Here is a 25218-nt window from a genome sequence, read left to right on the forward strand (position 1 = left end):
GTGATGTCACGGCAATAAAGCCAGCATCAACGCCACCCTCGCCTTCACCGGCGACAAGCCCTGTGAGTCGGGGAAAGTGGCACTCAGCGCAGGCAGCAAGCGCCCGTTGATGCAGCGGGTGGCAAGCACGACTTTCACGCCCGCCGCCTGCGCCCGGAGCAACGCTGCCTCAAGATCCCGATGAACCGTGCCGTTGCCAGTGGCGGCGACGACGAGCCCACGCACCACTGGCGACGCAGGCGTACGCTGCACGCCATCCTTCGACAGGAGGGCATCGACGAGGGCGCCACTGGCACCAGCGTAGTTCATCACGATCTCCACGCACGGCCAATCGCGCACTCCCGCTATCTTTTCTATAGATTCCTGCGCAAATTCCGCGGGGCCTGCGGGCCAGTTTCGCACCAGACGAACGCATCCTTCCTCGACATAGCCAAGAGGACCTGCGTCGCCTGAGCTGAAGGCGTCGAGTCGATAGGGATGCACCTTTTGTACTTCCACCGCGCCATGAATGGTGCCGGCGCACACCGCCACCACGCCACATGCCCCTGCGGCAATGGCAACTGCCACAGCATCCATCACGTTCTGCGGACCGTCTGGCGTCAGGCTGGATGCCGGACGCATGGCGCAGGTCAACACCACCGGCTTGCTTGCCCGTTGTGATGCGGGCAACACGGCATGCAGGAAATAGGCCGTTTCTTCCAGCGTGTCGGTGCCATGGGTGATCACGACCCCCTTCACATCGGCTTGGGCCAGATGAAAACTCACGCGCAGCGCCAGCTGCTGCCAGACGGCAAAACTCATGTCTTTGCTGTCGATCTGGGCGATTTGCTCCGTCACCAACGTCCGGCCGCCAAGCACCGAAGACAGGCCTGGAATAGCCTCCAGTAGCTGCGCCACCTCCACTTGAGCGGCCGTGTACCCAATATTGTCTGCGCCGCTGGCAGCCGTACCGGCAATCGTGCCACCGGTACCCAAGACAACGATCTTTTCAAAAATACTTGTGGAGGTCACTTGCAAACTTTCGGAAACTGGTTAAAAATACAGTTACTGGATATCAAGACAGTGTGTATAGACCACCAGTAAAGCCCATCGTACTTCAAAGGAGTCGCCATGCTTGAAAGCCCCAAACTTACCGCCCGCCAGCAGCAGATTCTGGACCTGATCCAGAGCGCCATCGCACGCACTGGTGCGCCCCCAACCCGGGCCGAGATCGCGACCGAGCTGGGCTTCAAATCAGCCAACGCGGCTGAAGAGCACTTGCAGGCACTGGCCCGCAAAGGCGTGATTGAGTTGGTCAGTGGCACCTCGCGCGGCATCCGCCTCAAGAGTGACGCCCTGCGCTCCATCAATGAATCGCGTAGCAAGCAATACTCCTTGTCGCTGCCTGGCCTGGCCCAGTTGGCCTTGCCTCTGATTGGACGGGTCGCAGCGGGTTCCCCCATTCTCGCGCAGGAGCACATTGACCAGACCTATTACCTGGAGAACAGCCTCTTCCAGCGCAAACCGGACTACCTGCTCAAGGTGCGCGGCATGTCCATGCGCGATGCCGGCATCATGGATGGCGATCTGCTGGCTGTGCAGTCCACCAAAGACGCCAAGAATGGCCAGATTGTGGTGGCCCGCCTGGGTGATGAAGTGACGGTCAAGCGCTTTCGGCGCAACAAGGACCTGATTGAGCTCCACCCTGAAAACCCTGATTACCAGACCATCGTGGTTGAACCCGGGGAGCCATTTGAAATTGAAGGTCTGGCTGTGGGATTGATCCGCAACACCATGCTGATGTAAACACAGAACGAGAGGTTTCAAATGAGCATTGCACTATTTGCCGTTCCCGGAGTCCTGGCGCCACTGCAAGGCCTGTGGCGCTGGCTCATGCCCGCCGCCACACGGGGCCGGTCAAGGCATACAGGTACCGATAAGCGTGTCCGCGAAGTTGCTACACATTCAATAGCTGCAAGCGCCCGTTGCACGCGGGTCGAGCCGCAAAATACATCAAAAACTTCCTGCGCCAGGCCATTGCGAGTTGTGCGCTTTCTGGAAGCCGGACAGACACCCGCCCATGTCGGGCGGATGGTGATTTCCGGTCGCATGGCGGACGTGTGCGCCGAACTTGACCGTCTGGCGGCACGCGAAGCCGCACTGCACTAAACGGCACCCCCGCAAGCACCTTCGCTTGAAGGGAATCCAGCGTCTTGCCGGGAAAAGATCAGCCAAGGCACAATAACGGCATATGAATATTGTGATTCTTGATGATTACCAGGATGCGGTTCGAAAGCTCGCCTGCGCGGCCCGACTGGAAGCCTACCAAGCCAAGGTTTACACCAACACGGTCAAGGGTCTGGGGCAACTGTCGGTACGGCTCAAAGATGCCGACGTGATTGTTCTCAACCGCGAGCGCACACACATCCCGCGCCAGCTGATCGAGAAGCTGCCCAAGCTCAAGTTGATTGTGCAAACCGGCCGGGTGGGTCCGCATATCGACGTGGCCGCCTGTACCGAGCGCGGTATTGTTGTGGCCGAAGGTTCTGGCTCGCCCGTGGCACCGGCCGAGCTGACGTGGGCTCTCATCATGGCGGCCATGCGGCGGTTGCCGCAGTACATTGGCAATCTCAAGCATGGCGCCTGGCAACAGTCGGGCCTGAAGTCGAGTTCCATGCCCCCGAACTTCAGCCTGGGCACGGTCCTGCGGGGCCGGACGTTGGGCATCTGGGGTTACGGAAAAATCGGACAACTGGTGGCCGGTTACGGCAAGGCCTTTGGCATGAACGTGGTGATCTGGGGACGGGAAGCCTCGCGGGAACGAGCCATTCTGGATGGATTTGACGCGGCAATCAGCCAGGAGGAATTTTTTGCGCAGTGCGATGTGCTGTCGCTGCACCTTCGATTGACGGAAGAAACGCGCAGTATTGTCACGCTGGATGATCTGGCACGCATGAAGCCCACCGCACTGATCGTGAACACGTCGCGCGCTGAACTGATCGAACCCGACGCCCTGATCGGTGCACTCAACCGGGGCAGACCCGGCCTGGCCGCGGTGGACGTATTTGAGACTGAGCCAATTTTGCAGGGTCACGCACTGCTCCGGCTGGAGAACTGCATCTGTACGCCGCACATTGGTTATGTCGAGCAGGACAGCTATGAGATGTACTTTGGCGCTGCCTTTGACAACGTGATCAACTTCATCAAAGGCACCCCGACGAACATCGTCAATCCGGGAGCCTTGCAGGTTCGTCGTTGAACGGGCCATCCGTCAAGACCCCTGCCGTGGCCCCCGCAGCGATGCCATCCGTGCTGTGGGCACTGACCTTCGGCAATTTTGTCATTGGCACGGGGGTCATGGTGGTGCCGGGCACGCTCAATGACATCAGCGCTTCGCTGAACGTCTCGGTATCGGTCGCCGGTCAGCTCATCTCGTTTGCGGCTTTGTTGATGTGCCTGGGCGCGCCTCTGCTGGTGGCCGTGGTATCTGATTTCGATCGCCGGCGTCTGCTGGCGCTCACCATGGTCTGGTACGGTGCGCTGCACCTGCTCAGCGCGACCATGCCCACTTTTGCCTCGCTGCTGGTCGTTCGTGTCCTGACGGTCATTTCGCCTGCGATTTTCACGCCTCAGGCCGCCGCCTGCATTGCCGTCCTGGTGCCACCGCACCAACGCGGCAAGGCCATCAGCCTGGTGTTTCTGGGCTGGTCTGTGGCATCCGTGCTCGGCATGCCATTGGGCTCCTGGATCGGGGGAACCATGGGCTGGCGCTACGCCTTCACGGCGGTCGGGTTGCTGGCGTTCCTCAGTGCGGCGTGGGTCTGGCGCGCCATGCCGGATGGCGTCAAGCCGGCCGCCTTCTCATTGGCGACCTGGCGTGAGACGCTGCAGTCGAAACCGCTGATGCTGTGCGTCGCCGTGACGGCCTTCTACTCCGCCGGGCAGTTTGTGCTGTTTTCCTATTTCGCGCCCTATTACAAAACCAATTTCAACATCACGCCAACGCAACTGAGCCTGATGTTTGCCTGGTTCGGCGCCTTCGGCTTCCTGGGTAACCTCTGGGTGTCCCGCAATATCGAACGGCTGGGCGCATCCCGGACTGTTTTTGTGGCAGTGGGCAGCATGGCCCTGAGCCTCGCACTGTGGCCTTTGGGCTCCAGCCTGACGTTGACGGCGCTGGTGCTGATTCCCTGGGCCCTGGGCTGCTTTTCTGCCAATTCGGCGCAGCAAGCGCGCCTTTCCAGTATTGCGCCAACCCTGGCATCCGGCTCGATTGCACTCAACACCTCGGCCATGTACGCGGGCCAGGCGGCAGGAGCCGCCAGCGGGGGCTGGTTGATTGCGCAGGGGAAGATGTCCATGCTGCACTGGGCCGGACTGGCAGGCCTGCTGGTGGCCATGGTGCTCAGCTGGCTGGCGACCCGCGCACACGCACGGAAAGCCCGCGCAGCGTGAACTGGCGCTGGACTATTTGGCTGAACGCGCCGCCAGCATGATCTCGGTACTGGCCTTGCGATCGGCATTGACCGTTCGCACGGTCGCGCGCTCGCCCATCGCCCGGATGTAGTCTTTCACCGGCAACATGGCCAGCATGTCTTCACCGTAGATTATCTTGCTGGCGCTCGACACCAGTGGCAAGTGAACAATGGCCGCGCAGTCGGCCAGCGTGAATTCCGGGCCTGCCACAAACGGTGTAAATTTGGCAAGCTTGGCAAAGCCGGCAATGCCTTTGAGCAACAGCTGGCGGGTTCGCTCTTTGGTGCCATCGCTGACCTTGCCGCCGAAGAACGCCTCTGGATAAAGCTGGCGCGCGACCAGTTCCAGATGCAATTCACTGTAGATGATCAACTCACGCACCTTGGCCGCTGCATAAGGGTCGGCGGGCAAGAGGCTGTGACTGGGATAGCTCGCCTCAATGTACTCGGCGCAAGCCATCGATTCCGAAATCGGACCATCCCGGGTGTCCAGGAACGGCACCTTACCCAACGGCGATCGGTCAATCAGCTTGGCGTGCGCCTCGCCCGTCCAGATCAGTTCCTCCTCAAAGACCACTTCCTTTTCCAGGAGTTGGAGTTTGATCTTGTTGTAGTAGTTACTGGCCGAAAAACCGCAGAGTTTGAGAGTCATGGCATTTGAAGTGTTGGGTGGAACAACTTATCCGTAACCAAATCGGCACGGCCGCCCATGATATTCCCACAACGCAGTGCACAGAATGCCGCTGGCGGCCACGTCATAATTCATCGCATGAAACCAATTTTTTCACATGTCGGCATCGTCGGTGCTGGCGCCATGGGACGGGGCATTGCCCAGATTGCAGCGCAGGCCGGCAGCACCGTACTGCTTTTTGATATGCAGCTTGATGCCGCTCGCGCAGCGCAGACCAATGTTTTCGCGCAATGGGACAAGCTGTGCGAGAAAGGCCGTCTGGACGCCACCCAGACCGCCTTGTACAAATCCCGTCTGCAATGTGCGGATTCGCTCACCGCCCTGTCAGGCTGCGACCTGATTGTGGAGGCCGTGGTTGAACGCCTGGATATCAAGGCCAGTCTGTTCGTCGAACTGGAGAACCTGGTTCACCCGGGCGCGGTGCTGGTCACCAACACCTCGTCGTTGTCAGTCACCGCCATCGCGGCACGGCTCAAGCGACCGGCGCAGTTTGCCGGCTTCCACTTTTTCAACCCGGTCCCGTTGATGAAAGTCGTGGAGGTCATCGCCGGGCTCAAGACCGGCGCCAGTGTCTGCGCTGATCTGGCGACTTACGCGCAACAAATGGGGCACACGCCGGTGCAGGCGCAAGACACCCCTGGTTTCATTGTCAACCACGCCGGTCGTGGCTACGGCACCGAGGCGCTGCGCATCGTCAGTGAAGGCGTGGCAGATTTCGCCACCATTGACCGCATTCTGAAAGACCAGGTCGGCTTCAAGCTCGGGCCGTTTGAATTGATGGACCTGACAGGGCTGGACGTTTCCCATCCCGTGATGGAGTCGGTTTATCACCAGTACTTTGAGGAGCCGCGTTACCGGCCCAGTGTGATCACGGCGCAGCGCCTGGCCGGGGGCGTTCTGGGGAAAAAGGTGGGCGAGGGTTTTTATCGCTACGACGGCGGCACCGCCCAGATCAGCCCGGAGGAGCCTGTGCCGCAGGTCGACGAGATGCCGCCGGTGTGGGTATCGCCCCGGGCCGCGCGCAAATCAGAGTTATTGCTGCTGCTCAAGAACCTCGGGGCAAGAATCGAGACCGGCGCATCACCCTCCCCGCAGGCTCTGTCCTTTGTGGCACCGCTGGGTTTTGACGTGACCACGGTGGCCGTCGTCGAGCGGCTCGACCCGGCGCGCACCATCGGCATTGACATGCTGGTAGACGACGCCACCACCCGTCGGCGTGTGCTGGCTACCAACCCCGCTACCCGGACGGATATGCGCCGCGCAGCCCACGCCCTGATGGCGCGTGATGGCAAGGCGGTGAGCGTGATCAGGGACAGCGGCGGATTTGTCACCCAACGCGTGGTAGCGACCATTGTCAACATTGCTTCCGACATGTGTCAGCAAGGCATCTGTTCGCCCACCGATCTGGAAACCGCGGTCACCCTGGGCCTGGGTTACCCAATGGGGCCACTGGCCATGGGCAACCTTTATGGCCCCACCAACGTGCTGGAAGTGCTGTTCAACATGCAGACCGTGTATGGCGATCCGCGCTATCGTCCGAGTCCCTGGTTGCGCCGTCGCGGCGCCATTGGCCTGAGCCTGTTGCACGAAGAAGAATAAAGGGGAGCGCCCGAGCATGACAGCCGAACTCAAACGGAGCAGCGAGGGCCAAACGCTGGTACTGACACTCTCCAATCCCGAACACCGCAATGCCTTGGGGCCGGAAATCTATACGGAAGGCATCGAGGCCCTGAGCCTGGCCGAGCGCTCTGCCGACATACGCACCGTGGTCATCGTCGGCGAAGGCAACCTGTTCAGCGCTGGCGGCAACCTGCAACGACTCCAGGCCAACCGCCAGCAGCCCGCAAGCGTCCAGGCACAGAGCATTGAGGCTTTGCACAACTGGATCGAAACCATCCGGACCTTTCCCAAGCCCGTCATTGCAGCGGTCGAAGGCGCTGCCGCAGGTGCGGGGTTTTCCCTCGCGCTCGCCTGCGACTTCGTGGTGGCCGCCGACAACGCGGTATTCGTCATGGCGTACAGCAACATCGCCCTCTCACCGGACGGCGGCGCCAGCTGGAGTCTGGCGCGCGCCCTGCCCCGCCAACTGGTGACGGAACTGTTGATGTGCGGCGAGCGAGTGACGGCGCAACGGCTGCATGACCTAGGGCTCGTCAACCGGGTGACGCCACCCGGCACCGCGTTGTCTGAGGCGCTGACTCTGGCGGCCCGCCTCAACGAACGGGCGCCCAACGCGCTCGCGAGCATCAAGACGCTGATCAATGATGCGGCCCACACCACGCTGGTCGAGCAGCTGGCACGCGAGCGTGATCATTTCGTGCGCAACCTTCACCATGTCAACGCGGGCATTGGCATTTCGGCGTTTTTGACCAAGACGACACCGCGTTTCGAATAGTCAGCTGCAGACACGCAGGTGACAACCCCTAGCCAAAGTGATCGTCGCACGCGCGACAATGGGGACGTTTTCAGTCACCCACAGGACAGGCCATGGACGATCCTATTCTTACCATCGACGAACGCGAGGCGATCAACTCCGGTCGCTGGTTTTCAACCCTCTCCCCGTCACTGCGGCACGACATTCTCCGATGCGCCTACGTCAAGCGTTACAAAGACAGCGAACTCATATGTGCCCGCGGCGAGCCGCCGGAAGAATGGATTGCCTGCGCGCGTGGCGCAGTAAGGGTGAGCTCCACGTCCATTTCCGGCAAGCAGATTACGCTGGCCTATGTGGAGCCGGGCATCTGGTTTGGCGATGTGGCCATTTTCGACGGCGATCGCCGCACCCACGATGCCTATGCGCATGGCGACAGCACGATCCTCTGCGTGGCCAGAGCCGATTTCAAGAAGATTCTCGCGGCTCACGCGGAGCTATACGAAGCCCTGCTGCGCCTGCATGCGCGTCGCATCCGGCAGTTGTACGGTCTGGTCGAGGACCTCAACACCCTGCCGCTGCGCGCGCGACTGGCGAAGCAGTTGCTGCATCTGGTTCGCAGCTACGGTGTACCGTCTCTCAGCGATGGACGCGAAATGCGCATCGGCCTGCAATTGGCGCAGGAAGAACTCGCGCAGTTGCTGGGCGCTTCACGCCAGCGTGTCAATCAGGAACTCAAGGCCATGGAGCGCGAAGAAGCGATTCGCATCGAACCCGGTGGTCTGGTCATTCGCAACCGGGAAGCCTTGATGCGCATCATTGAGTCCGACAACTAGCACAGCAAAAAGAAGTACAAGACCATGAGCGACTTTGATCATTTCGTCGGCACCCAACCCGTCTCCGACAAACAGGCGTTTGATATCGCCGCCCTGTCCACCTGGCTGACCGGGAATCTGCCCGGCTTTGCGGGTACATTGACTGTGGAGTCCTTCAAGGGTGGCCAGTCCAACCCCACCTACAAGCTCAACACGCCGACGCAGAGCTATGTCATGCGCGCCAAGCCTGGCCCGGTTGCCAAATTGCTTCCGTCCGCGCATGCGATAGAGCGCGAGTTTGCCGTCATGACGGGTTTGCATGGCACGGATGTGCCGGTGCCTCGCATGTACTGCCTGTGCGAAGACGAAGCCGTCATTGGCCGGGCTTTCTACATCATGGAATTCATGCAGGGCCGCATCCTCTGGGATCAGACCCTGCCGGGCATGACGAAGCCCGAGCGCGGCGCGATCTACAACGAGATGAATCGCGTCATCTCCGCCCTGCACACCGTCAAGTTCGCAGAACGGGGGCTGGCCGGTTACGGCAAACCCGGCAATTACTTCGACCGCCAGATCAGCCGCTGGAGCAAACAATACGTCGCCTCCATCACCCAGCCGATTGAAGAAATGGACAAGCTCATGGCGTGGCTGCCGCAGCACATTCCGGCGATGGCCCGGGCCGAGCACATGGTCAGCATCGTGCATGGTGACTACCGGCTGGACAACCTGATGTTTCACCCCACCGAGCCGCGCATTCTGGCGGTGCTGGACTGGGAACTGTCAACGCTGGGGCACCCGCTGGCCGATTTCAGCTACCACTGCATGGCCTGGCACATCCCACCCGGGTCATTTCGCGGCATTGGCGGGCTCGACGTGGCCAGCCTGGGCATTCCCACGGAAGACGAGTACATCCGGCTGTATTGCGAACGAACTGGCCTGACCACACCCGACGCGCTCAAGGCTGACTGGAATTTCTACATGGCCTACAACCTGTTCCGCATTGCCGCCATTTTGCAGGGCATCGCCAAGCGTGTGGAAGCCGGCACCGCCGCCAGCGCGCAGGCCGTGAGCTCGGCGGCCGGGGCCAAGCCGCTGGCGCAGATGGCCTGGCGTTTCGCACAAAAAACATGACTCAAGTGTCCCCCTGACGCCTTCAACCCACACACCTATCAACCTGACACAAACGGAGATCCCATGGACTTTGACTACTCACCCAAAACGAAAGACCTTCAAGGCAGATTGCAGTCCTTCATGGACGAGCACATCTATCCATCCGAAGGTGCTTACCACGCCGAGATTGAGGCCAACACAGCGGCTGGCAAACGCTGGACGCCACTGCAAACCATTGAAAATCTCAAACCCAAGGCGCAGGCTGCCGGCTTGTGGAACCTGTTCCTGCCGGTGGACAGTGCTGCGGCCTCCGGCTACTCCGGTGCCGGCCTGACCAACCAGGAGTACGCGCCGCTGGCCGAAATCATGGGCCGCGTGATGTGGTCCAGCGAAGTCTTCAACTGCTCCGCCCCCGACACCGGCAACATGGAGACCATCGCCCGCTATGGCTCGGAGGAAAACAAGGCGCGCTGGCTCAAGCCCTTGCTCGAAGGCAAGATCCGCTCCGCTTTCGCCATGACCGAGCCCGAAGTGGCTTCCAGTGACGCCACCAACATTCAAACGCGTATCGAGCGCCAGGGCGATGACTACGTCATCAACGGTCGCAAGTGGTGGACCTCCGGCGCTGGCGACCCGCGCTGTGCCGTCTACATCACCATGGGCAAGACCAACCCGGATGCGCCGCGCCATTCGCAGCAAAGCATGGTCATGGTGCCCGCCAATACGCCGGGTATTACCGTCGTCAGGTCGCTCAATGTGATGGGCTATGACGACGCGCCGCATGGCCATATGGAAGTCCTGTTTGAGAACGTGCGGGTGCCTGTATCCAACATCTTGTTGGGCGAAGGCCGCGGCTTTGAGATCGCACAAGGGCGCCTTGGCCCTGGACGCATCCACCACTGCATGCGCCTGATTGGCCTGGCGGAACGCGCCCTGGAGTTGATGTGCAAACGCGCGACGGCGCGGGTTGCCTTTGGCAAGACCGTTGCCTCGCAAACCGTGACCCAGGAACGCATTGCCGAGTCCCGCTGCAAGATCGACATGGCCCGCCTGCTGACGCTCAAGGCCGCCTGGATGATGGACATAGCCGGCAACAAGTTTGCCAAGAACGAGATTGCCATGATCAAGGTGGTGGCGCCCAGCATGGCCTGCCAGGTGATCGATTGGGCGATGCAGGTGCATGGCGGCGGCGGCATGTGTGATGATTTTCCGCTGGCTTACAGCTATGCCAATGCACGCACACTGCGTTTTGCCGACGGCCCGGACGAAGTACACCGCAACTCCATCGCCAAGATGGAACTGGGCAAGTACGCGGCCAGCCCCAAGCCCGTCGAGATGCCCGTGACACGCGGCTGCTAATGAGTCCAGCATCGGCCATCCGGTCGATGCTCTTGTTTTGATAGCTGGTAGCGCTTATTCCACGTGGGCTAGAGCGCTATTACTCTTGAAAGAGGCGTCTCATGATCAATCTCTATTCCTGGCCCACCCCGAACGGGCACAAGGTCCACATCATGCTGGAAGAGTGTGGGTACCGGCTGGGGCGTGACTGGCAGGTTCACCCCGTCAATATTGGCGCCGGCGACCAGTTCAAGCCGGAGTTCTTGAAGATCAGTCCCAACAACAAGATTCCGGCATTGGTCGACTCTCAGGGTCCGGACGGCAAGCCAATCGCCCTGTTTGAGTCCGGCGCCATCCTGTTGTACCTTGCCGCCAAGACCGGCAAGTTCCTGCCAAAGAGCGACCGCCAGAAATTCGAAGTGCTGCAGTGGCTCATGTTCCAGATGGGCGGCGTTGGCCCCATGCTGGGACAGGCCCACCATTTCCGCATTTACGCACCCGAGAAAATCGAGTATGCGGTGAACCGCTATACCAACGAAGCCAAACGGCTCTACGGGGTGATGAACCAACAGCTGACCCGGCACCGCTACATGGCCGGCAACAGCTATTCCATTGCGGACATTGCCATCTTCCCGTGGCTACGGAGCTGGCAAAACCAGGGCATTGACTGGGCGGACTACCCGCAGCTCAAAGTCTGGTTTGACAAGATCGCGCAGCGGCCCGCCGTGAAGCGTGGCGTCGCCGTGCTGGCGGATCTTCGCAAACCCATCACTGACGACAAGGCGCGCGACATCCTGTTCGGCAAGACGCAGTATCAGGCGCGTTGAAGCAACACCTCACCACGGCGCCTTGGGCAGCCCTGACCACAACTCATTGAGATCGGGAAAACGCCATTTTTCCGGATCTTCACGACCGGCAATTTTTTCGATGGTCTCCGGACGGGAGAGATCGATGACCTGCGGCACGATGCGCATGTTTGACTTGGTGGAAAAGAACACTTTGACGCTCGGTGTCGTCAATGACTTGCCGGTCTGCTCAACCACGACACCAATGCGCCCGGAGGTCAGTCGAACCAGCGAGCCAACGGGGTAAATGCCCATGCTCTTCACAAAGGCCTGAAAAACCTTGGGATCGAAATGACCGTTGGCCCATTCGGCCATCTTGCGCAGGGACTCTGCCGGGTCCCAGCCCGACTTGTAGGGTCGATTGGATGTGATGGCGTCATACACGTCGCACACCGCGCCCATCTTGGCGAACAGACTGATCTCGTCGCCCTTCAAACCCTTGGGATACCCCGAACCATCGGTCTTCTCATGGTGATGCAGACAGACATCCAGCACCATGGGATCGACATTTTCGCCGCGCAGCAGCATCTTGTGCCCCTCCACCGGGTGACTCTTGATGATGGCAAACTCGGCTTCCGTAAGTTTGCCCGGCTTGTTCAGCACGGCCATCGGCATGACTGCCTTGCCCAGATCGTGCAACAACCCAGACAGACCGGCCGATCGCGTCTGGGCATCATCAAAACCCAATTGCTTGGACAGCGCCACCATCATGGCGCAGACGGCCACCGAATGCATGTAGGTGTAGTCGTCCACCGTCTTGAGCCGGGCCAGGCTGATGAGCGCGCCAGGGTTGCGGGAAACCGAATCCGATATCTCCTCGACCAGCTGCTTCGCGCCGCCCACGTCCACGGTGTTGCCCATGCGTGCTTCTTCAAACATGGAGACCACCGCCTTTTTGGCCTGCTGGCAGATTCTGGTCGCACGCTCAATTTCCAGAGCGGCAGAAACCGGGGCGATTTGCCGCTGCTCGTTGACCACCTGCTCCAGTTCAGCTTCAACCTGGGCTTCGGATTCCGCCTCGGAAACAGCGGCTTCTCCGGCAGCAACATCCAGGCCTTTGTCGCAGTCAATCCAAACCTCCTTGATACTGCTGCTCAAGATGGCTTCAATATCTTTGGGATCGGTCAGGACAAATCCCGAACGCCAAAACGGATGCTCCATCCAGGAGCCGCAGAACTCCTTGAGATGCATTCCCAAGGTGAGTTGATCAACGCTGATACGTTTAAGCATGTGGGGTACGGATACTTGCAAGAGTTTGGACGTCAGCGCTCACGCAGCGGAACACCCAGTTGCCGAAGATATGCGGCCACTTCGCGACTGAGCACACCGCCGGCGCGGGCCTTCTCGGCCAACTCCGCCGCAGCGGCGGTTTGCCCCTGGGCTGCCAGCGAGACCGCTGCGCCCAGCATCCAGCGTGGCTCGTCCGGTCGCAGTTTCAGGGCCATCAAATAGGCCGCCGCAGACTCCTGGTGGCGCCCCAGGCGCTGCGCCGCATTGCCCCGTACCGCCCAGACGTCGGCAAAACCAGACAAGGCCGGCTCCAGACGCGTCAGCATTGCCAGCGCCTGGCTCACCTGCCCCTGCGCCAGTTCCATGCGTGCCAGTTCGCGGGCCAGCGAGGCCAATACCGAATTGTTGCCGGAAGACGAGCCGGCAAGATTTGCCCGTTCGGCAACGGTCAGCGCCTCGCGCAGAAGATCAATGGCTGCGTCGTGAGAACCCGAATTCCAGAGGCTTTGCGCCTGTGCCAATGCTTCCAGTGCGGGCGATTGGCGCGGGGGACTGGGCGGCACAACCGTGGCAGCGGCGGGAACGGCTGAAGGCGACGCAGGTGCTCGCTCCGTCAATGCCCGCTCAGGCAAAGGTTGCGGTGCGCCGACCGCGTTGGGGCTGGCTGCCGCGTCAACGCGCGGTACGCCCTTGAAGGTATTGTCCATCTTCAAGGATACAGCCGCTGGCGCACGCGATTCAAAAGCAGCTGACTTTGCCGTCACAGGCGGTGCGACGGCGGCCGACTTTGGCAGCCCGTTGGTCATCTCGACGGCGGTGGCCCCAGGACTGGTCGCGATGACTTGTTCGACCTCTTTCTGCGCAACGGCGGGAACGGCGCCTGTCGTCGCGACGATCGCGGATGGGGCCGTTGCAGCTATCGGCACCCCCTTCACCTGCTCGACCCGGGCTTGCGGGGAGGCACCCTGATTCAGGAACCACCACGCGCCAGCTGCCCCACCCAGCACCATGACGGCGACGACCGCCAGAATTGCGATGCTCGGTGAACCACGCCTCTGTCTGGCACGTTCGGCATCGTTCACGATCCGCGTGCCGCGCGCCATATCGGCGTGCGGTTCGCGGGATTGAACCGGCCCCGTGTCCGCAGCCTGGCGGCTGTCAAGGTCACGCAGCATTTTGTTGATCACACTCACAGCGACCCTCCGGAATGATGATCTTGAACCTGCCTGGCCGACGCCTTTGTGTCTCCTGCCCCCTTGCTGCGTCCGACACGCTTCCATCGGGACCACCACGGCACCGCTGCCAGCACGCCCGGGGTTTCGGCGGCAGCCAGGCGCACATGGCGCACGTTCACGCGGTGCTCGTTCTCACCATACGCCAGCATCAGGCACTTGTGTGCCAGCACATTGATGAGCCGCGGCACCCCCCCGCTAAAGCGGGCGATAGCCTGCGCGGCATCGGCCTCAAACACCTTGGTATCCGTGGCGTTGCTTAGCGCTGCCGTGGCCATGCGATGCGCCAGATAGGCCGGTACCCGCTGGGCCATCATCGGCCCGAGGTATTCGCTGAAGGTGATGCGTTGCAGCAGCTGCCGAATCTCGGGGCGCGACAGCTTCTCGTCGAGTTCCGGCTGCCCCAGCAAAACAATCTGCAGTAACTTGCGTTTTTCTGTTTCCAGGTTCGACAGCAGGCGAAGACTCTCCACCGTACGCAAGGGAATCGCCTGCGCCTCATCAATACACACCACCACGGGGCGACCCGTCTCGGCGTGCTTCAAAAGACAGCCGCGCAGCGCGTTGAGGACGGTGTGCCGGTTCAGGGGCGGCGCCACATCAACACTCAACTCATGGGTCAATGCCATCAGCAGATCATCGGGACCCATGTCCGGGTTGGGTATGTAGGCCGTGACACATTCGCCCTGCAGGGTGTTGAGCAACTGCCGGCATAACACCGTCTTGCCGCAACCGACCTCCCCCACAATTTTCAGAAAGCCTTCACCACTGCGCAGCGCGACCAGGAGCATGTTGAGCGCCGCCTGCGCGCCTTCGTGTGGGTAAAAAAAGGCACTGTCCGGCGTGATGGAGAACGGCGCCTCCCGCAAGGAAAAATGCCGCGAATACATCACTTCACAAGACTTCTTGACCTGGAGTCATCCACGGTGCCATCAATGCGAATGACCCGCGCGCGCACAGCATCCATGTCATCCAGCGCCGCGCGTGTCCGGCGAGTTTGCGCTTCCCAGTCCTGCGCCGTGCGGATGATGGTTGGTTTGATCAGTACCACCACCTCTTTTTTTCGCCCGGTGTTGGCCCGGTTGCCAAACAATGAAGACAGAACAGGCAGGTCAGTCGTGCCCGGCACACCGGATGCGCTTCGGCTGGATTCCATCTGCATCAGCCCGCCGATGGCCACAATGCTGCCGTCCTGAATTCGCACCAGTGTGTCCGTCTCATTCACGCTGCTGAACGCCAGCGGCAAACGGTAATTGCCGATGCTGCCCAAATCAACCTGCTTGGTTTTTTCCGTGACGGTCGTGACAGAGGGATGAACGTGCAAGGTGACATTGCTGCCGTCATCAATCTGGGGGGTGACATCAAGCGAAATGCCGGAGAAGAATGACGTCAGCGCAATGGTGGGGGACGTGATCGTCGCACCCGTATTCGATGACGCTACCGTCGTGGATCCCCCGGTAACACCCGTCACAAAAAACTCATCGGATCCCACCTTCAACACAGCCTTCTGGTTGTTGAGAGTGGCCACCCGGGGGCTGGACAGCGTCTGAACATCACCCTGCGTTTCCAGAAATCCCAATACGGCTGCAAACCTGCTGGTCGCCAAAGCCAGACCAAACAAGCCACCGCCGGCGGCCACCGACGGAATTGGCACAACACCAGGCAAAACGGTGTTCCCGTTCTGCAGCAGGGGGTTCGTCGTGGCAACGCCACTGCCCAACACGCCAGCGACCAGGGTAGACGACCCTTCGGTACCAAAAGCCGCCCAATTCACGCCGCTTTGAAAACCGTCACGCAACTCCACTTCAACGATTTTGGCTTCCAGCATGACTTGCCGCTCGACGGCAATCTGCGCCGCCTTGAGGAATTTGTCCACTTGACGCAATTCATCCGGCATGGCCCGCACTGCCATGATGCCGGCTTGCGGGCTGATGATGACACTGCGCCCTTCACCGCTGCCAATCAGACCCCGCGCCGCGCCCGCAAGCTCTGCCCAGAAATCAGTTTTGCTGGTAGTCAGGACGCGGCTGCTCTCGGGCTGCTGACCGTTGCCCGATGCGGGCGTGGGCGAAGGTGTCGCAGAACTGCCTGACGTAACGGACTGGAGCGCAGCACCGGACGCCACGCGCAACTCGCTGTTGCCGACACGCTGGGAGTTCGGGTAATTAACCGTGAAAATCCGGGTCTGAAGGGTAGGCGCATAGATGGTGATGCGGCGGCCTTCCATCTTGAAATCGTAGCCATACACATCGCGAATTGCCTCCAGCGCTTCAGCCACCGTCACGCCGCGCAGGGTCACTGACAGGGTGCCGGCCACATCCGGATGCATCAACATGCTGTAGCGCGTGTCCGCCACGATCGCCAAAAATACCTCACGTGCCTGGGCATTGTTGACCAGCAGATCCAGCCGGGGCTCAGGGGGCAGCAGCACGACCGGCGGCGCGGGTTCCGCCAGCGCGTCACTGATACGCGACGGCACAGCGACCGGCTTGGCGGCCGCGTCCGCTGGCAGGTCGGCGCGAACGGTCGCACTCACATCAGGCGTTCGCAGCGGCCGATCCGCGGCACAGCCGGCGAGCATACCCACACCCAGTGCAGCACACAGGGCGGACATGGCGAACGACCGCGTCGATCCGGTGTGCCCCGTCTGTTTGTTTTCAATAATGTCAATCATGATGTGGGCATTTCGAGTCATTGAGATGGACCTCACGGCTGAACGCCGGTACGAGGTGCGACGGGGGAAGATGTCTTGGAGGAAGGTGCCGCCGTGCGGCGCTGGATACCAGAGAACTGGGACACTTTGCGCAACACGCCGCCTTCGCGCAGCCAGACTTCGGTCTCGGTGATGCGTTCGATGCGAACACGGCCGAGCATTTGACCCTCCGCATAAAGCCGGGTCCCGACAACCAGATGGGGGCGTCCATTGCGAACGATGACGGTCATGGCCCCCGGCTCAGCACTGAAGGGCTTCGCATCCGGCCCGGCGTTGCCAAGGCCCGCCTCAACCGGAGGCACAGTAGGGTCACGCAGACTCTGTGCATCAGCGGTACCCAACGAGACGGCCAGCAAGAGACCAACAGGCCAGCCCAGCGCCAGCATCCGTGCAATGGCCGATTTGCAGAACTGCATCATGGCTGCACCCCAACCAAAAATAATTGCAACGTCAACTCGGGAGGAAGCTTTTCGCTCTTGACCTTCATTGCCCCCCAACGCACATTCGGCAGCGCCTTCTCAAGCGTCTGAACGTATCGCGTCAACTCGGGGTAGGGCCCAGACACTGTCAACTCCACTCCTTGCTTCGTAAGCCCAACGGGCACCGGGCCAGCGCCTGTTCCCGCAATTTGCGTTTTGGCAATGGCAGCCTCGGGGGCCACCGCGGAGGTGCGTACCAGTGTCAACCCGTCATGGCGGCGCAGGAAATGGGTCAACACTTGCGCAAGGGGCGTCTCACCGGTTGCCGCCGGCAACGAGTTTTTGATATTCTGGTTTACGGTATCCAGACGAGCCTTCACGACAACGATTTCATCGCGCAACGCTTTGCCCGTATCCAGCGGCTGGGCAATGGTCTTCAATTCATCACGGGCTCGTTGCAGCTCAGCACTTTGCGTCGCAAATCGCTGGGTTAACTGCTTGTGCGCCACCTGCGCTGGCGACAGCCACACCACATCGGCCAGAGCCATGCTGCAGGCAATGACCGACAGGAACAAGAACACACGTTCGCGCAGACTCAACGCATTGATGCGCGCAGACATCGTTTCCCACCAGCGCTTCATGGCTTGCTCCCCGCCGCCGTGGAAGGATTGCCAACAGCGCTGACCAGACTAAAGGACCACACGGCGCGCGGCGCAGGGGATGCGGTGGACAGTGCACCAGCCGAACCACCCACCACGGCCTTGATCATTGCCGCGCTGGCGTTCTCCACCTTGACGGTTGAGAGCTTTTGCCCTTTCAGGAGGGGACTTGCCGCAAGCTTGCCCACCCATTCATTGAGCGCCGCTGGCTCAAGGGTAAAGCCACTGACATCGAGCTGATTCTCATCGGCCTTCACCTCCGTGATCCAGACCTGTACCGGAATGCTTTGGGCGAGCAGCTGCAGCCGGGCCGAATGTCCCCAGCCAGGCGCGAACAGGCCGCGCTGCAGTTCCTCCATCAATTTTTCGCGCTGAAGCAATTCAGCCCGTTGACCCTGAAGTTCTTGCGTCAAGACTGCTTCGAGCGGGCCGGCGCCCGCCTTGCCTTTTTGTATCGCTGATTGCAGACTTTCAAGCTCGCGCGACTGCGACGCCAGCGTTTTCCTGAATCCGTCACTGGCCGCATTGAGGTTCCATATCCAGTAGGCGCACAGGGCGCCCCCCAGGAGAACAAAGACGGCCAACGCCTGCACCATGGTTTGCGCCGAAAAGTAACGCTTTTGCGTTAGCAGAATCGGGGTGCAGAGATTGATTTGCTGGGGCATGGTGGCAGAAGGTGTCCGGGTAATCGTCTTGTGAATTCAGAGCTTGCGGCTTTCGGTCCGCATCAGAACCCCCAGCAGAGGCAGGCACAGCGCCTCGTCCCCGACAGCCCCGCCCTCAAATCCAGGAAACAGGGCCTTGACGTCCATGGGCACCACCGACTGCCCGAGTTGGGTCCCGAGCCACTTTGACAGTTCCGGGCTGCGCTCGCCCGCATAGACCCGCACGCCATTCAGAGGCATGCTGGACCATGAGCGGTCCCACACGTCAAGCGAACGCTGCACCTCAACCAAAAAGCGCTGCGCCTTTTCATCCTCCCCGGCGCCACCGGCCACTGATGGCGTGTGCACGGTACGGGTGTCGGTGTAGTCATTGCCGTAGGAGACGCCGCCCACGCTGTAATCGGGCACGTATTCATCCACCGGCGTGAAGGATCTGGTGGAATCGGCGTGCCCAGCAGCCGCATCGTCACCCTGTGCCCAGGACCCCGCCAGAAAACCTTCTGGCAGCTCAAGTCGCCGCGTATAGAACAGCTCTTCATTGGCACTGATGGTCAGCACCGCCTGATGCTCGTCAACCAGGACCAGGGCGGCGTTGGCACGGTCTGCACGGCCATCATGCGCTGCCAGGGCACTCTGAAGATTGCGTTGTGCGGTTTCCAGAACGTCGATCACCGCGACTGTCCAATGCATGGCGTCGCCCAGGCCAAGAACCCCGCGTATCACCGAATTGGTCGCGGCCACCACAAAGAGATGTCCTGCACCTTTTTGCTGACCATCGCCCACCCGCATCACATCGAGCGTGACGTCGTCCACATGCGTATCGAGCATCTCGCGAATCTGGTAACGGGCAGCCGAACGCAGCTCTTCCGCAGGCACCGCTGGTGCATCGATCTGCAGCAACTGGTATTGCTCTGGACGCAACATGATGCTGGCATCCAGGCCCTTGAGCCCCAAGCCCTGAAGACGACGCGCAAAGTCTTCCATGCTGTCAGCACCCTGCCGTTCCACGCCGAACTTGAGCACCTCATACACGCCATCCGCGCCTGAGCGCGCGAGCACGTAGGCAAGCGTTTGAGCAGACCAGGAGACGACCAGGTGATCACCCGAACCCTGACGCCTCCACGGCCAGCGCATGGTCAGACGACCTCCTGTGGCAGGGGCAAGGCAATGTGTGTCAGGATTTCAGTCATGGGAACGATGAGACGCAGTACAAATTTGCTCTGATTTTAATAGCTGATGACGCAACCGGGGCAACAATCAAGCGAGTGTCGCAGATTGTTCAATGAATTCGGAACTAACAGACGTTTCAATAGTTTTCACGTCGGTAGATCAGGGGCGACCGGTAAATGCCGAAGGTCGCACGCGCACCCTGGTTGGGGCCAAACCAGGGCATGTTGGCAGCGGTTGCGGCAGACTGCGCTGCGCCAACACAGGTGTTGCCCGCCGCTATGCCGCTGACGTTGATCGCGAGGTCAACGCTGCCCGCGTTGTTCGCACCCGGTTTGGTCAAAACCAAACCCGTGCCAGGCAACTTTCCTGCGACCATTGTCACATTGCCAGCCGGAGACAGCTGGGTCTCACACGCATTGAGTTGCTTCAGATAATTTCCCATCGTAATACTGGAAATGGGGATCACTGTGCAATTGTCTGCACCGTTGGCGGCGTAATAGTTGCCCGTCCAGTACTGCGCTTCCAGTGGCACAGGCAGTGCCAGCAACTCAGAACCATAAGCGTTTTGCAGCCGCAACCGACCATACCGGATTTTTGTCGTATTGGTTTCCTGTTGAGCTAAAGAACCAATCAGCGAGCCCCCGTCCGGATCACTCACGGCCGCCCTAAGCTTGAAAAAATCATACGGTCCATCGGGGGCCGCCAGCTTTGTGAACATGTAGCTATCGCTAATCTGGAATAGCCCCGCAGACCACGACGAGGTATCAGGCATCACTGGAAAGGCAGGGTTTGTGAGCCGGGTTACAGCAACGGCGGTCCCACTGTTGTCGCCACTAATGGTGACACCTGCGAGATTGGTGTAACCAGAGGTATAGCGACTTGCGACCGGATCAGAAGCCGATGCTGTGGCACCACTGGACGCATGCGCCTTCAATGCCAGCACCACGCCCAAGGCATCCTGATCCATATACGTATAGCCACCCGCCACACAACTTGCCGTCAAAGCACCGGAAAACGAGAAATGACTGGGGTGCCAACGTCCGAACTTGCCTGATACCGCACTGCCTATGTTGCAGCCATACTTGCCAGCAGCGGAAAGAGTGTTCGAAGTGCTGTTGGCAATACAGTCGTTTGTTTGATCCACGCTGGTGAAGCTGCCGTCGATGACAGCATCAGCTGCTAACTGGATGCTCCCTACATCAAGGTACTTGAACGTCGTACCACTCGCCTTGATGCCATCGCCAGCAGAAAAAACACCTGACAGTGTGCCTGTCGCGATCACGGTATTGTTGTGATCCTTGACCTTGCTGGCATCCAGCGTTGGTATCGTTCCAGCGTAACCAGCAGCTACGCCAGCGTTTGCCTCCAGCGTGAAGGTGGAGCCAGCGACAGCCTGTGGAGTCCCCGTTAGTCCCGTATTATTCATGACCGGAGCCGCGACGGTAAGCTGCGCAGGTCGTATCGCAAAGTTGTCGGTAGAGCAGGCTGCCGCAGCCGCTCCGGCCTTCATGCGAACCCGGACATTGGCGGCGGCTTGGGTATAAGTGAATGCGACCTGCTTGCGGCCACTGTCGCTGCTGACAAAAGCAATGTTGGCAGCGGCGCTCAGTCCACTTCCCGTTGGGCAGGCCGAGGTGGTCGTGTCGACCAGATCAACCGCCACCGTTCCCGTATAGCCCGCGTTGATGGTGGTGCCGCTGCTCAAGGCCAGGAGATCAACATTGAAAGGCGTTCCAGCGAGCTTGGTGAAAATGCGTGTTTGAGGAGCAGCAGCAGGCTCAACCGCATCAAAGCTACACGATGCATTGGCAAAACTCAAAGTGCAGGATTCTGTCGAACCAATGAAACACCTGGCACTATTCGCGGGCAAGGGTGATGCACTGACCGTCCCCAAAGTCACATTGCCGGCGCTGCCATTACTGAGCTGACGGCTGGCAATGCCGCCAGAGAAGGTAAATGTATTGCCGCCGACCCATCCCGCCGGGGAGAGCTGCACCGTCACAGCGCCAGGATAGAGGGTAGAACAACTGGCATTCAGGCAAGCCTTCACCGTCACGGTTTCAGGGGTACAGACCGAGCCCGATCCGTCATGCTCAATCTGAATGTGATCGTAGGTCCCCGAACAGGATCGTCCCAGGGTCATGTCGGCCTGAACTTCGGCCGCACTCAGAGCCGTGTTGTAGAGCTTGACTTCGTCGATCATTCCACGGAAATTACGCGCAGGTAGAAGATTGCACGAGCCTGTTGCAACGTCCCCGCCGATATAGAAGTTGCACGCGTTGGCCTGAAGGGTGCCCGTCCAGTTATTAGTGTTGCTGTCCTGCACACCATTGATGTAGATGCGCTGCCGGCCAGCAGTCGAGTCGAAGGTGATGGCAATATGGGTCCACTGATTCAATGGAATCGTGGCAGCTGAGGTCAGGGTCGAGGCGTTCCACCACCAATACAATTTCCCTGAAGTATTCAAGTGAAACTCGTAGTTGACATCGTTCGAAAGAATTGAGTAGAGATCGCTGGTGGGATAGGCAGTGGGGTAGATCCAGGCGGACGCTGACAGCGTTTTGGTGTAGTCAAACAACGGACTGTCAGCGACCTGGACCACGGCTTTGCCATCAAACTGGGCCGCGTTGCAGAAACCGCCAACGACGGAGGAGTATTGAGAAGCAATGGTTGAACTGGGTACAACTTCATTGGTCGTTGTTGGAGTAGCCGTCGTTAGCCGCTTGCCATGCAGGCCCGTGGTCCCACTGTCAATGACCTCACCTGCAGCCCCCGTCCAGGAACCCGCCGGCTCATCAAGACGAAAGTGCGTCACAGCACCTGCCAACACCAGAACAGAGGCACTGGCCGAGGTGATGCCGGTCGACGTGACCGTGTTGGTCAACACCCCTTGCTGAGTCAATGACACGGCCAGGGTGAGAGTTGCGCTTCCGCCAACGGGTACCGAAGGAATGCTCCAGGTGAGCGTTTGCCCGACCACATTGAGCGTGCCGAGCGAAGCCACGTGGGTGCCATAGCTCATTCCTGCCGGCAAAATATCACTGACCGTCACGCTGTTCAATGCGGCTGCGCTCGGGTTGTCAAGAACGACCGTGAACGTCATCACATCACCTACCACCACCGACGCCGAACTGGCGGTTTTGGTCAAGGTGGGAGGTTGAGGCGGCAGCGTCGTGAAGGTTCGATCGGCACCATTGGCAGTTCCAGTGCTATTGACGCCGCTGGCGCGGAAATGATAGAGGGTATTGGCAGTCAAGCCCGTCACCGCAGCCGAAACCGGGGTGTTCAATGCGCCTGCCGCCACCGGACTTTGCGCGGCAATACCCGTACTTCCGTAGGCCATCGTCAATCCATACTCGAATGTGGCCGTTGTATTGGCATTCTCGTCGCTGGTGACCGTTGCATTGAGTGTTGCAGCTGTGGGCGAAATCAGGGTTGCAGCATCCGTGACAACAGTGGGAACGTCGACATAGGTAATCACGACCATTCCCGAGGATCCGCCTCCCCCGATCCTGCTATTTCCGTCTCCCGACCCGCCACCACCGCCGCCCCGGCCTGAAGCCGGTGCAAGTCCATTGACACCCTCAAGTGCACCATTGCCGCCGATACCCCCCCCCGCGGGAGCCGCAGCAGCATTCGTCGTAGACCATGTGGTGGGGCCATTGGTGCCATTTGCCGCCACTCCCGCGGAGGAGCCGCCAGGCCCGCCTCGCCCCCCATTGTTATCCCGTCCCACGCCCCCATCGCCACCGGAGTACTTTGTCGACCCTACGCCTGATGCAGCGTCTCCACCCGAGCCTCCAGCTGGTGGGGTGCCAGTAGAAGGCGCTCCTCCAGCGCCGCCTTTTGCCAGCACAGCGGTCGTGTTGATAAAGAAAGAATCCCCTCCCACGCCACCCGTGCCGCCGACGACACCGGCGCCGCCTGCTCCCACTGTGACTGCGTAACTAGTTCCCGGAGTGACACCAATGCCAACCGCCTTTGAATACGCGCCGCCACCGCCACCGCCGCCGCCATCTGAACTCAGGTTCTGCCCGCCCCCCGCGCCGCCGCCGCCCCAAGCCTCAACAGTGACGGAGGTCACCCCTGCCGGGGCGATCCAGCTTCCTGAACTGGTGAATGCGACCGTCGCAGCCTGCGCCAGTGGGATACCAGCGAGAAACAAAGAGACACAGAAAACGAGCAAAAAGTGACGCAGACCACGTTTCAACGGTGTTCGGCTGAATGTAGTCATGAGGCATTCCTGATGGCTGTTTGTGTGCCGCGCAAATACAACGTGCAATAGTGAAATATGGTGTAAGTCAGTTTCATTTTTCCATGGACGCAGACAAGCTGCGCTCAACATAACCGACCCCGCCCACAGCACCACCGGCTGAAGCTATCGACTGAAATCTGTAGATGGTTTTGGTGACGCCACCCTCGTTGTAGCCTTGCGCGGCACACGTTGTCACCACGCTGAACCCGTCAATATTTGCGACAGTGGAGGCTGCGGGGCATGCTGATGCGCTCACCACGCTGCCGATGCCCCACTCCAGGCCGGCTCTCGCCGCCCAATAGGCGCGGGAGCCCTGCACATCCTGCGCCGACGTGAGTTGCTGCGTGTTGGAAAAGGTCAACATGAATCCACCCAGCGCCGCCAGCACCACCACCAGAAAGATCGCCGCAATAGCGGCAAAGCCGCGCTGAGCTGGGTAAGTGCGAATCATGGCGTGTTGTTGACGTGGACTTCGTGGTACAGGCTCACGGTCTCGCCACTGTCCGTGAAGGTGATGCCCAACTGCACCAGTGCGTTGCGCTGCAAATCAGAGCCGTTGTAGACAAAGTCGCATGAACCCACATTTCTGGCCAGGATGGCACCGGTGGCCGGGCAGGCAGCGCCTGCGAATGCCCGGGTTGTGCGACGGAGGTTGCCACCACTGCAAACATAGGCAACAACGTTCTCGCCAGCCGGAATCACGTGAAACCGGTTGCTGCCCGACGCCAGTGGGAATTGCTTGCTGGCAATGGTGATCGCCGTCTCTGTTCCATCCACCACACCGGACACCACCGCAGTATTGTCCGCCGCGTAAGCGTCTGCGCCGTTGATTCCGAGGTTGTAAACCGCGATGACGTCATTCACCCGGATTTGCTGGTCTGCCGGGAGATCGCCGTTATTCCCCAGCATGTTGAAAGATGTATCCGCCGCCGCGAAATTCAGCGTGTCGCCATTCCCGGCCGCATCGACATCGGCGCGGTAGCGGCCGCCCGTCTTGGTGGGAATGAACTCAAGACATTGGTTGTTCGGATTCAGAATGCTGTTGGGCAAGGCCTTGCGAATATCGCGCCCCATGCGCCGCACGGCCGTATCAGCCACGTCGGTCAGGGCCGCGCGCCGGGCGCTGTCGAAATAGGCGTCAATCGGGCTTTTCATGAAGACCGCCACGATACCGCCGATGACACCCATGATGACGATCACCATGATCAATTCGACCAGGGTAAAACCGCGCTGAAGTGTTTTTTGGCGCAT

General features: G+C 60.2%; 23 protein-coding genes and 1 pseudogene. 10 read left to right on the plus strand and 14 right to left on the minus strand.

Going from position 1 to position 25218, the window contains the following annotated elements; all coding sequences use genetic code 11:
- Window positions 1–6: 6 nt before the first annotated feature.
- The gene (locus Q7T10_RS02210; RefSeq protein WP_370653710.1) at window positions 7–1011 is read right to left on the minus strand and encodes an asparaginase; all 1005 of its coding nucleotides are present in this window, start codon (window positions 1009–1011) and stop codon (window positions 7–9) included.
- Window positions 1012–1110: 99 nt separating this feature from the next.
- Between Q7T10_RS02210 and lexA the strand changes: the two genes are divergently transcribed.
- The 4 genes from lexA to Q7T10_RS02230 all read left to right on the plus strand — a co-directional run bounded on the left by lexA (window position 1111) and on the right by Q7T10_RS02230 (window position 4434).
- The gene (gene lexA / locus Q7T10_RS02215; protein WP_304745431.1) at window positions 1111–1785 is read left to right on the plus strand and encodes a transcriptional repressor LexA; all 675 of its coding nucleotides are present in this window, start codon (window positions 1111–1113) and stop codon (window positions 1783–1785) included.
- A 21-nt stretch (window positions 1786–1806) separates the two neighbouring features.
- Window positions 1807–2148 (plus strand): hypothetical protein, encoded by a 342-nt coding sequence (locus tag Q7T10_RS02220; RefSeq protein ID WP_304745433.1) that lies wholly within the window; start codon window positions 1807–1809, stop codon window positions 2146–2148.
- An 82-nt stretch (window positions 2149–2230) separates the two neighbouring features.
- Entirely contained in the window at window positions 2231–3238 is a 1008-nt protein-coding gene (locus Q7T10_RS02225; protein ID WP_304745435.1) for a D-2-hydroxyacid dehydrogenase family protein, read from the plus strand.
- Window positions 3235–4434, plus strand: a complete 1200-nt coding sequence (locus Q7T10_RS02230; protein WP_370653711.1) for an MFS transporter — start codon at window positions 3235–3237, stop codon at window positions 4432–4434. The genes Q7T10_RS02225 and Q7T10_RS02230 overlap by 4 nt, the downstream gene beginning before the upstream one ends.
- Window positions 4435–4446: 12 nt before the next feature.
- On the opposite strand, the gene Q7T10_RS02235 is transcribed toward Q7T10_RS02230, so the two are convergent.
- On the minus strand, window positions 4447–5106 hold the full coding sequence (locus tag Q7T10_RS02235; RefSeq protein WP_304745437.1) for a glutathione S-transferase: 660 nt from the start codon (window positions 5104–5106) through the stop codon (window positions 4447–4449).
- A 117-nt stretch (window positions 5107–5223) separates the two neighbouring features.
- Between Q7T10_RS02235 and Q7T10_RS02240 the strand changes: the two genes are divergently transcribed.
- The 6 genes from Q7T10_RS02240 (at window position 5224) to Q7T10_RS02265 (ending at window position 11606) form a co-directional block, all read left to right on the plus strand.
- Window positions 5224–6744, plus strand: a complete 1521-nt coding sequence (locus tag Q7T10_RS02240; protein WP_304745439.1) for a 3-hydroxyacyl-CoA dehydrogenase — start codon at window positions 5224–5226, stop codon at window positions 6742–6744.
- Between the two features lie 16 nt (window positions 6745–6760).
- Entirely contained in the window at window positions 6761–7540 is a 780-nt protein-coding gene (locus tag Q7T10_RS02245; RefSeq protein ID WP_304745441.1) for an oxepin-CoA hydrolase, alternative type, read from the plus strand.
- A gap of 92 nt (window positions 7541–7632) precedes the next feature.
- The gene (locus Q7T10_RS02250; protein WP_304745443.1) at window positions 7633–8352 is read left to right on the plus strand and encodes a Crp/Fnr family transcriptional regulator; all 720 of its coding nucleotides are present in this window, start codon (window positions 7633–7635) and stop codon (window positions 8350–8352) included.
- 24 nt (window positions 8353–8376) lie between these two features.
- Window positions 8377–9462, plus strand: a complete 1086-nt coding sequence (locus Q7T10_RS02255; RefSeq protein ID WP_304745445.1) for a phosphotransferase — start codon at window positions 8377–8379, stop codon at window positions 9460–9462.
- A gap of 63 nt (window positions 9463–9525) precedes the next feature.
- Entirely contained in the window at window positions 9526–10800 is a 1275-nt protein-coding gene (locus tag Q7T10_RS02260) for an acyl-CoA dehydrogenase family protein (RefSeq protein ID WP_304745448.1), read from the plus strand.
- Window positions 10801–10901: 101 nt separating this feature from the next.
- Complete coding sequence (locus tag Q7T10_RS02265) at window positions 10902–11606, plus strand: glutathione binding-like protein (protein ID WP_304745450.1); 705 nt, start codon at window positions 10902–10904, stop codon at window positions 11604–11606.
- A 9-nt stretch (window positions 11607–11615) separates the two neighbouring features.
- Here Q7T10_RS02265 and Q7T10_RS02270 read toward each other — a convergent pair whose 3' ends face one another.
- The 12 genes and pseudogenes from Q7T10_RS02270 to Q7T10_RS02320 form a co-directional block, all read right to left on the minus strand.
- Window positions 11616–12854, minus strand: a complete 1239-nt coding sequence (locus Q7T10_RS02270; RefSeq protein ID WP_304745452.1) for an HD-GYP domain-containing protein — start codon at window positions 12852–12854, stop codon at window positions 11616–11618.
- A gap of 32 nt (window positions 12855–12886) precedes the next feature.
- Window positions 12887–14047: a tetratricopeptide repeat protein gene (locus Q7T10_RS02275; RefSeq protein ID WP_304745454.1), complete on the minus strand. Its 1161-nt coding sequence runs from the start codon at window positions 14045–14047 to the stop codon at window positions 12887–12889.
- Entirely contained in the window at window positions 14044–14976 is a 933-nt protein-coding gene (locus Q7T10_RS02280; protein ID WP_304745456.1) for an ExeA family protein, read from the minus strand. Before Q7T10_RS02280 ends, Q7T10_RS02275 begins: the two co-directional genes overlap by 4 nt.
- The gene (locus tag Q7T10_RS02285) at window positions 14976–16760 is read right to left on the minus strand and encodes a pilus (MSHA type) biogenesis protein MshL (RefSeq protein WP_304745458.1); all 1785 of its coding nucleotides are present in this window, start codon (window positions 16758–16760) and stop codon (window positions 14976–14978) included. The genes Q7T10_RS02280 and Q7T10_RS02285 overlap by 1 nt, the downstream gene beginning before the upstream one ends.
- Before the next feature lie 32 nt (window positions 16761–16792).
- The gene (locus Q7T10_RS02290) at window positions 16793–17215 is read right to left on the minus strand and encodes a hypothetical protein (protein WP_304745460.1); all 423 of its coding nucleotides are present in this window, start codon (window positions 17213–17215) and stop codon (window positions 16793–16795) included.
- On the minus strand, window positions 17215–17859 hold the full coding sequence (locus Q7T10_RS02295) for a hypothetical protein (protein ID WP_304745462.1): 645 nt from the start codon (window positions 17857–17859) through the stop codon (window positions 17215–17217). The genes Q7T10_RS02290 and Q7T10_RS02295 overlap by 1 nt, the downstream gene beginning before the upstream one ends.
- Window positions 17856–18542 carry a PilN domain-containing protein gene (locus Q7T10_RS02300; protein ID WP_304745464.1) on the minus strand — a complete coding sequence of 229 codons (687 nt, stop codon included), beginning with the start codon at window positions 18540–18542 and terminating at the stop codon, window positions 17856–17858. Before Q7T10_RS02300 ends, Q7T10_RS02295 begins: the two co-directional genes overlap by 4 nt.
- Window positions 18543–18578: 36 nt before the next feature.
- Complete coding sequence (locus Q7T10_RS02305) at window positions 18579–19676, minus strand: hypothetical protein (protein ID WP_304745466.1); 1098 nt, start codon at window positions 19674–19676, stop codon at window positions 18579–18581.
- 172 nt (window positions 19677–19848) lie between these two features.
- Window positions 19849–23193 carry a DUF6701 domain-containing protein gene (locus Q7T10_RS02310; RefSeq protein ID WP_304745468.1) on the minus strand — a complete coding sequence of 1115 codons (3345 nt, stop codon included), beginning with the start codon at window positions 23191–23193 and terminating at the stop codon, window positions 19849–19851.
- Window positions 23194–24057 (minus strand): annotated as a pseudogene (locus Q7T10_RS20765) (hypothetical protein); the annotation flags it as partial.
- Entirely contained in the window at window positions 24020–24418 is a 399-nt protein-coding gene (locus Q7T10_RS02315) for a hypothetical protein (protein WP_304745470.1), read from the minus strand. The gene Q7T10_RS02315 and the pseudogene Q7T10_RS20765, both read right to left, overlap by 38 nt.
- Window positions 24415–25218, minus strand: coding sequence for a type II secretion system protein (locus Q7T10_RS02320; protein WP_304745472.1), 804 nt, complete (start codon window positions 25216–25218; stop codon window positions 24415–24417). Before Q7T10_RS02320 ends, Q7T10_RS02315 begins: the two co-directional genes overlap by 4 nt.

Source organism: Rhodoferax sp., from assembly GCF_030646845.1.
Classification (GTDB): domain Bacteria; phylum Pseudomonadota; class Gammaproteobacteria; order Burkholderiales; family Burkholderiaceae_C; genus Rhodoferax.

Excerpts from the sequence above, each read along its gene's own strand:
- lexA (WP_304745431.1), top strand. The coding sequence starts at position 1,111 with ATGCTTGAAAGCCCCAAACTTACCGCCCGCCAGCAGCAGATTCTGGAC.
- Q7T10_RS02220 (WP_304745433.1), top strand. The coding sequence starts at position 1,807 with ATGAGCATTGCACTATTTGCCGTTCCCGGAGTCCTGGCGCCACTGCAA.
- Q7T10_RS02225 (WP_304745435.1), top strand. The coding sequence starts at position 2,231 with ATGAATATTGTGATTCTTGATGATTACCAGGATGCGGTTCGAAAGCTC.
- Q7T10_RS02235 (WP_304745437.1), bottom strand. The coding sequence starts at position 5,106 with ATGACTCTCAAACTCTGCGGTTTTTCGGCCAGTAACTACTACAACAAG.
- Q7T10_RS02240 (WP_304745439.1), top strand. The coding sequence starts at position 5,224 with ATGAAACCAATTTTTTCACATGTCGGCATCGTCGGTGCTGGCGCCATG.
- Q7T10_RS02245 (WP_304745441.1), top strand. The coding sequence starts at position 6,761 with ATGACAGCCGAACTCAAACGGAGCAGCGAGGGCCAAACGCTGGTACTG.
- Q7T10_RS02250 (WP_304745443.1), top strand. The coding sequence starts at position 7,633 with ATGGACGATCCTATTCTTACCATCGACGAACGCGAGGCGATCAACTCC.
- Q7T10_RS02255 (WP_304745445.1), top strand. The coding sequence starts at position 8,377 with ATGAGCGACTTTGATCATTTCGTCGGCACCCAACCCGTCTCCGACAAA.
- Q7T10_RS02260 (WP_304745448.1), top strand. The coding sequence starts at position 9,526 with ATGGACTTTGACTACTCACCCAAAACGAAAGACCTTCAAGGCAGATTG.
- Q7T10_RS02265 (WP_304745450.1), top strand. The coding sequence starts at position 10,902 with ATGATCAATCTCTATTCCTGGCCCACCCCGAACGGGCACAAGGTCCAC.
- Q7T10_RS02270 (WP_304745452.1), bottom strand. The coding sequence starts at position 12,854 with ATGCTTAAACGTATCAGCGTTGATCAACTCACCTTGGGAATGCATCTC.
- Q7T10_RS02280 (WP_304745456.1), bottom strand. The coding sequence starts at position 14,976 with ATGTATTCGCGGCATTTTTCCTTGCGGGAGGCGCCGTTCTCCATCACG.
- Q7T10_RS02285 (WP_304745458.1), bottom strand. The coding sequence starts at position 16,760 with ATGATTGACATTATTGAAAACAAACAGACGGGGCACACCGGATCGACG.
- Q7T10_RS02290 (WP_304745460.1), bottom strand. The coding sequence starts at position 17,215 with ATGCAGTTCTGCAAATCGGCCATTGCACGGATGCTGGCGCTGGGCTGG.
- Q7T10_RS02295 (WP_304745462.1), bottom strand. The coding sequence starts at position 17,859 with ATGAAGCGCTGGTGGGAAACGATGTCTGCGCGCATCAATGCGTTGAGT.
- Q7T10_RS02300 (WP_304745464.1), bottom strand. The coding sequence starts at position 18,542 with ATGCCCCAGCAAATCAATCTCTGCACCCCGATTCTGCTAACGCAAAAG.
- Q7T10_RS02305 (WP_304745466.1), bottom strand. The coding sequence starts at position 19,676 with ATGCGCTGGCCGTGGAGGCGTCAGGGTTCGGGTGATCACCTGGTCGTC.
- Q7T10_RS02315 (WP_304745470.1), bottom strand. The coding sequence starts at position 24,418 with ATGATTCGCACTTACCCAGCTCAGCGCGGCTTTGCCGCTATTGCGGCG.
- Q7T10_RS02320 (WP_304745472.1), bottom strand. The coding sequence starts at position 25,218 with ATGCGCCAAAAAACACTTCAGCGCGGTTTTACCCTGGTCGAATTGATC.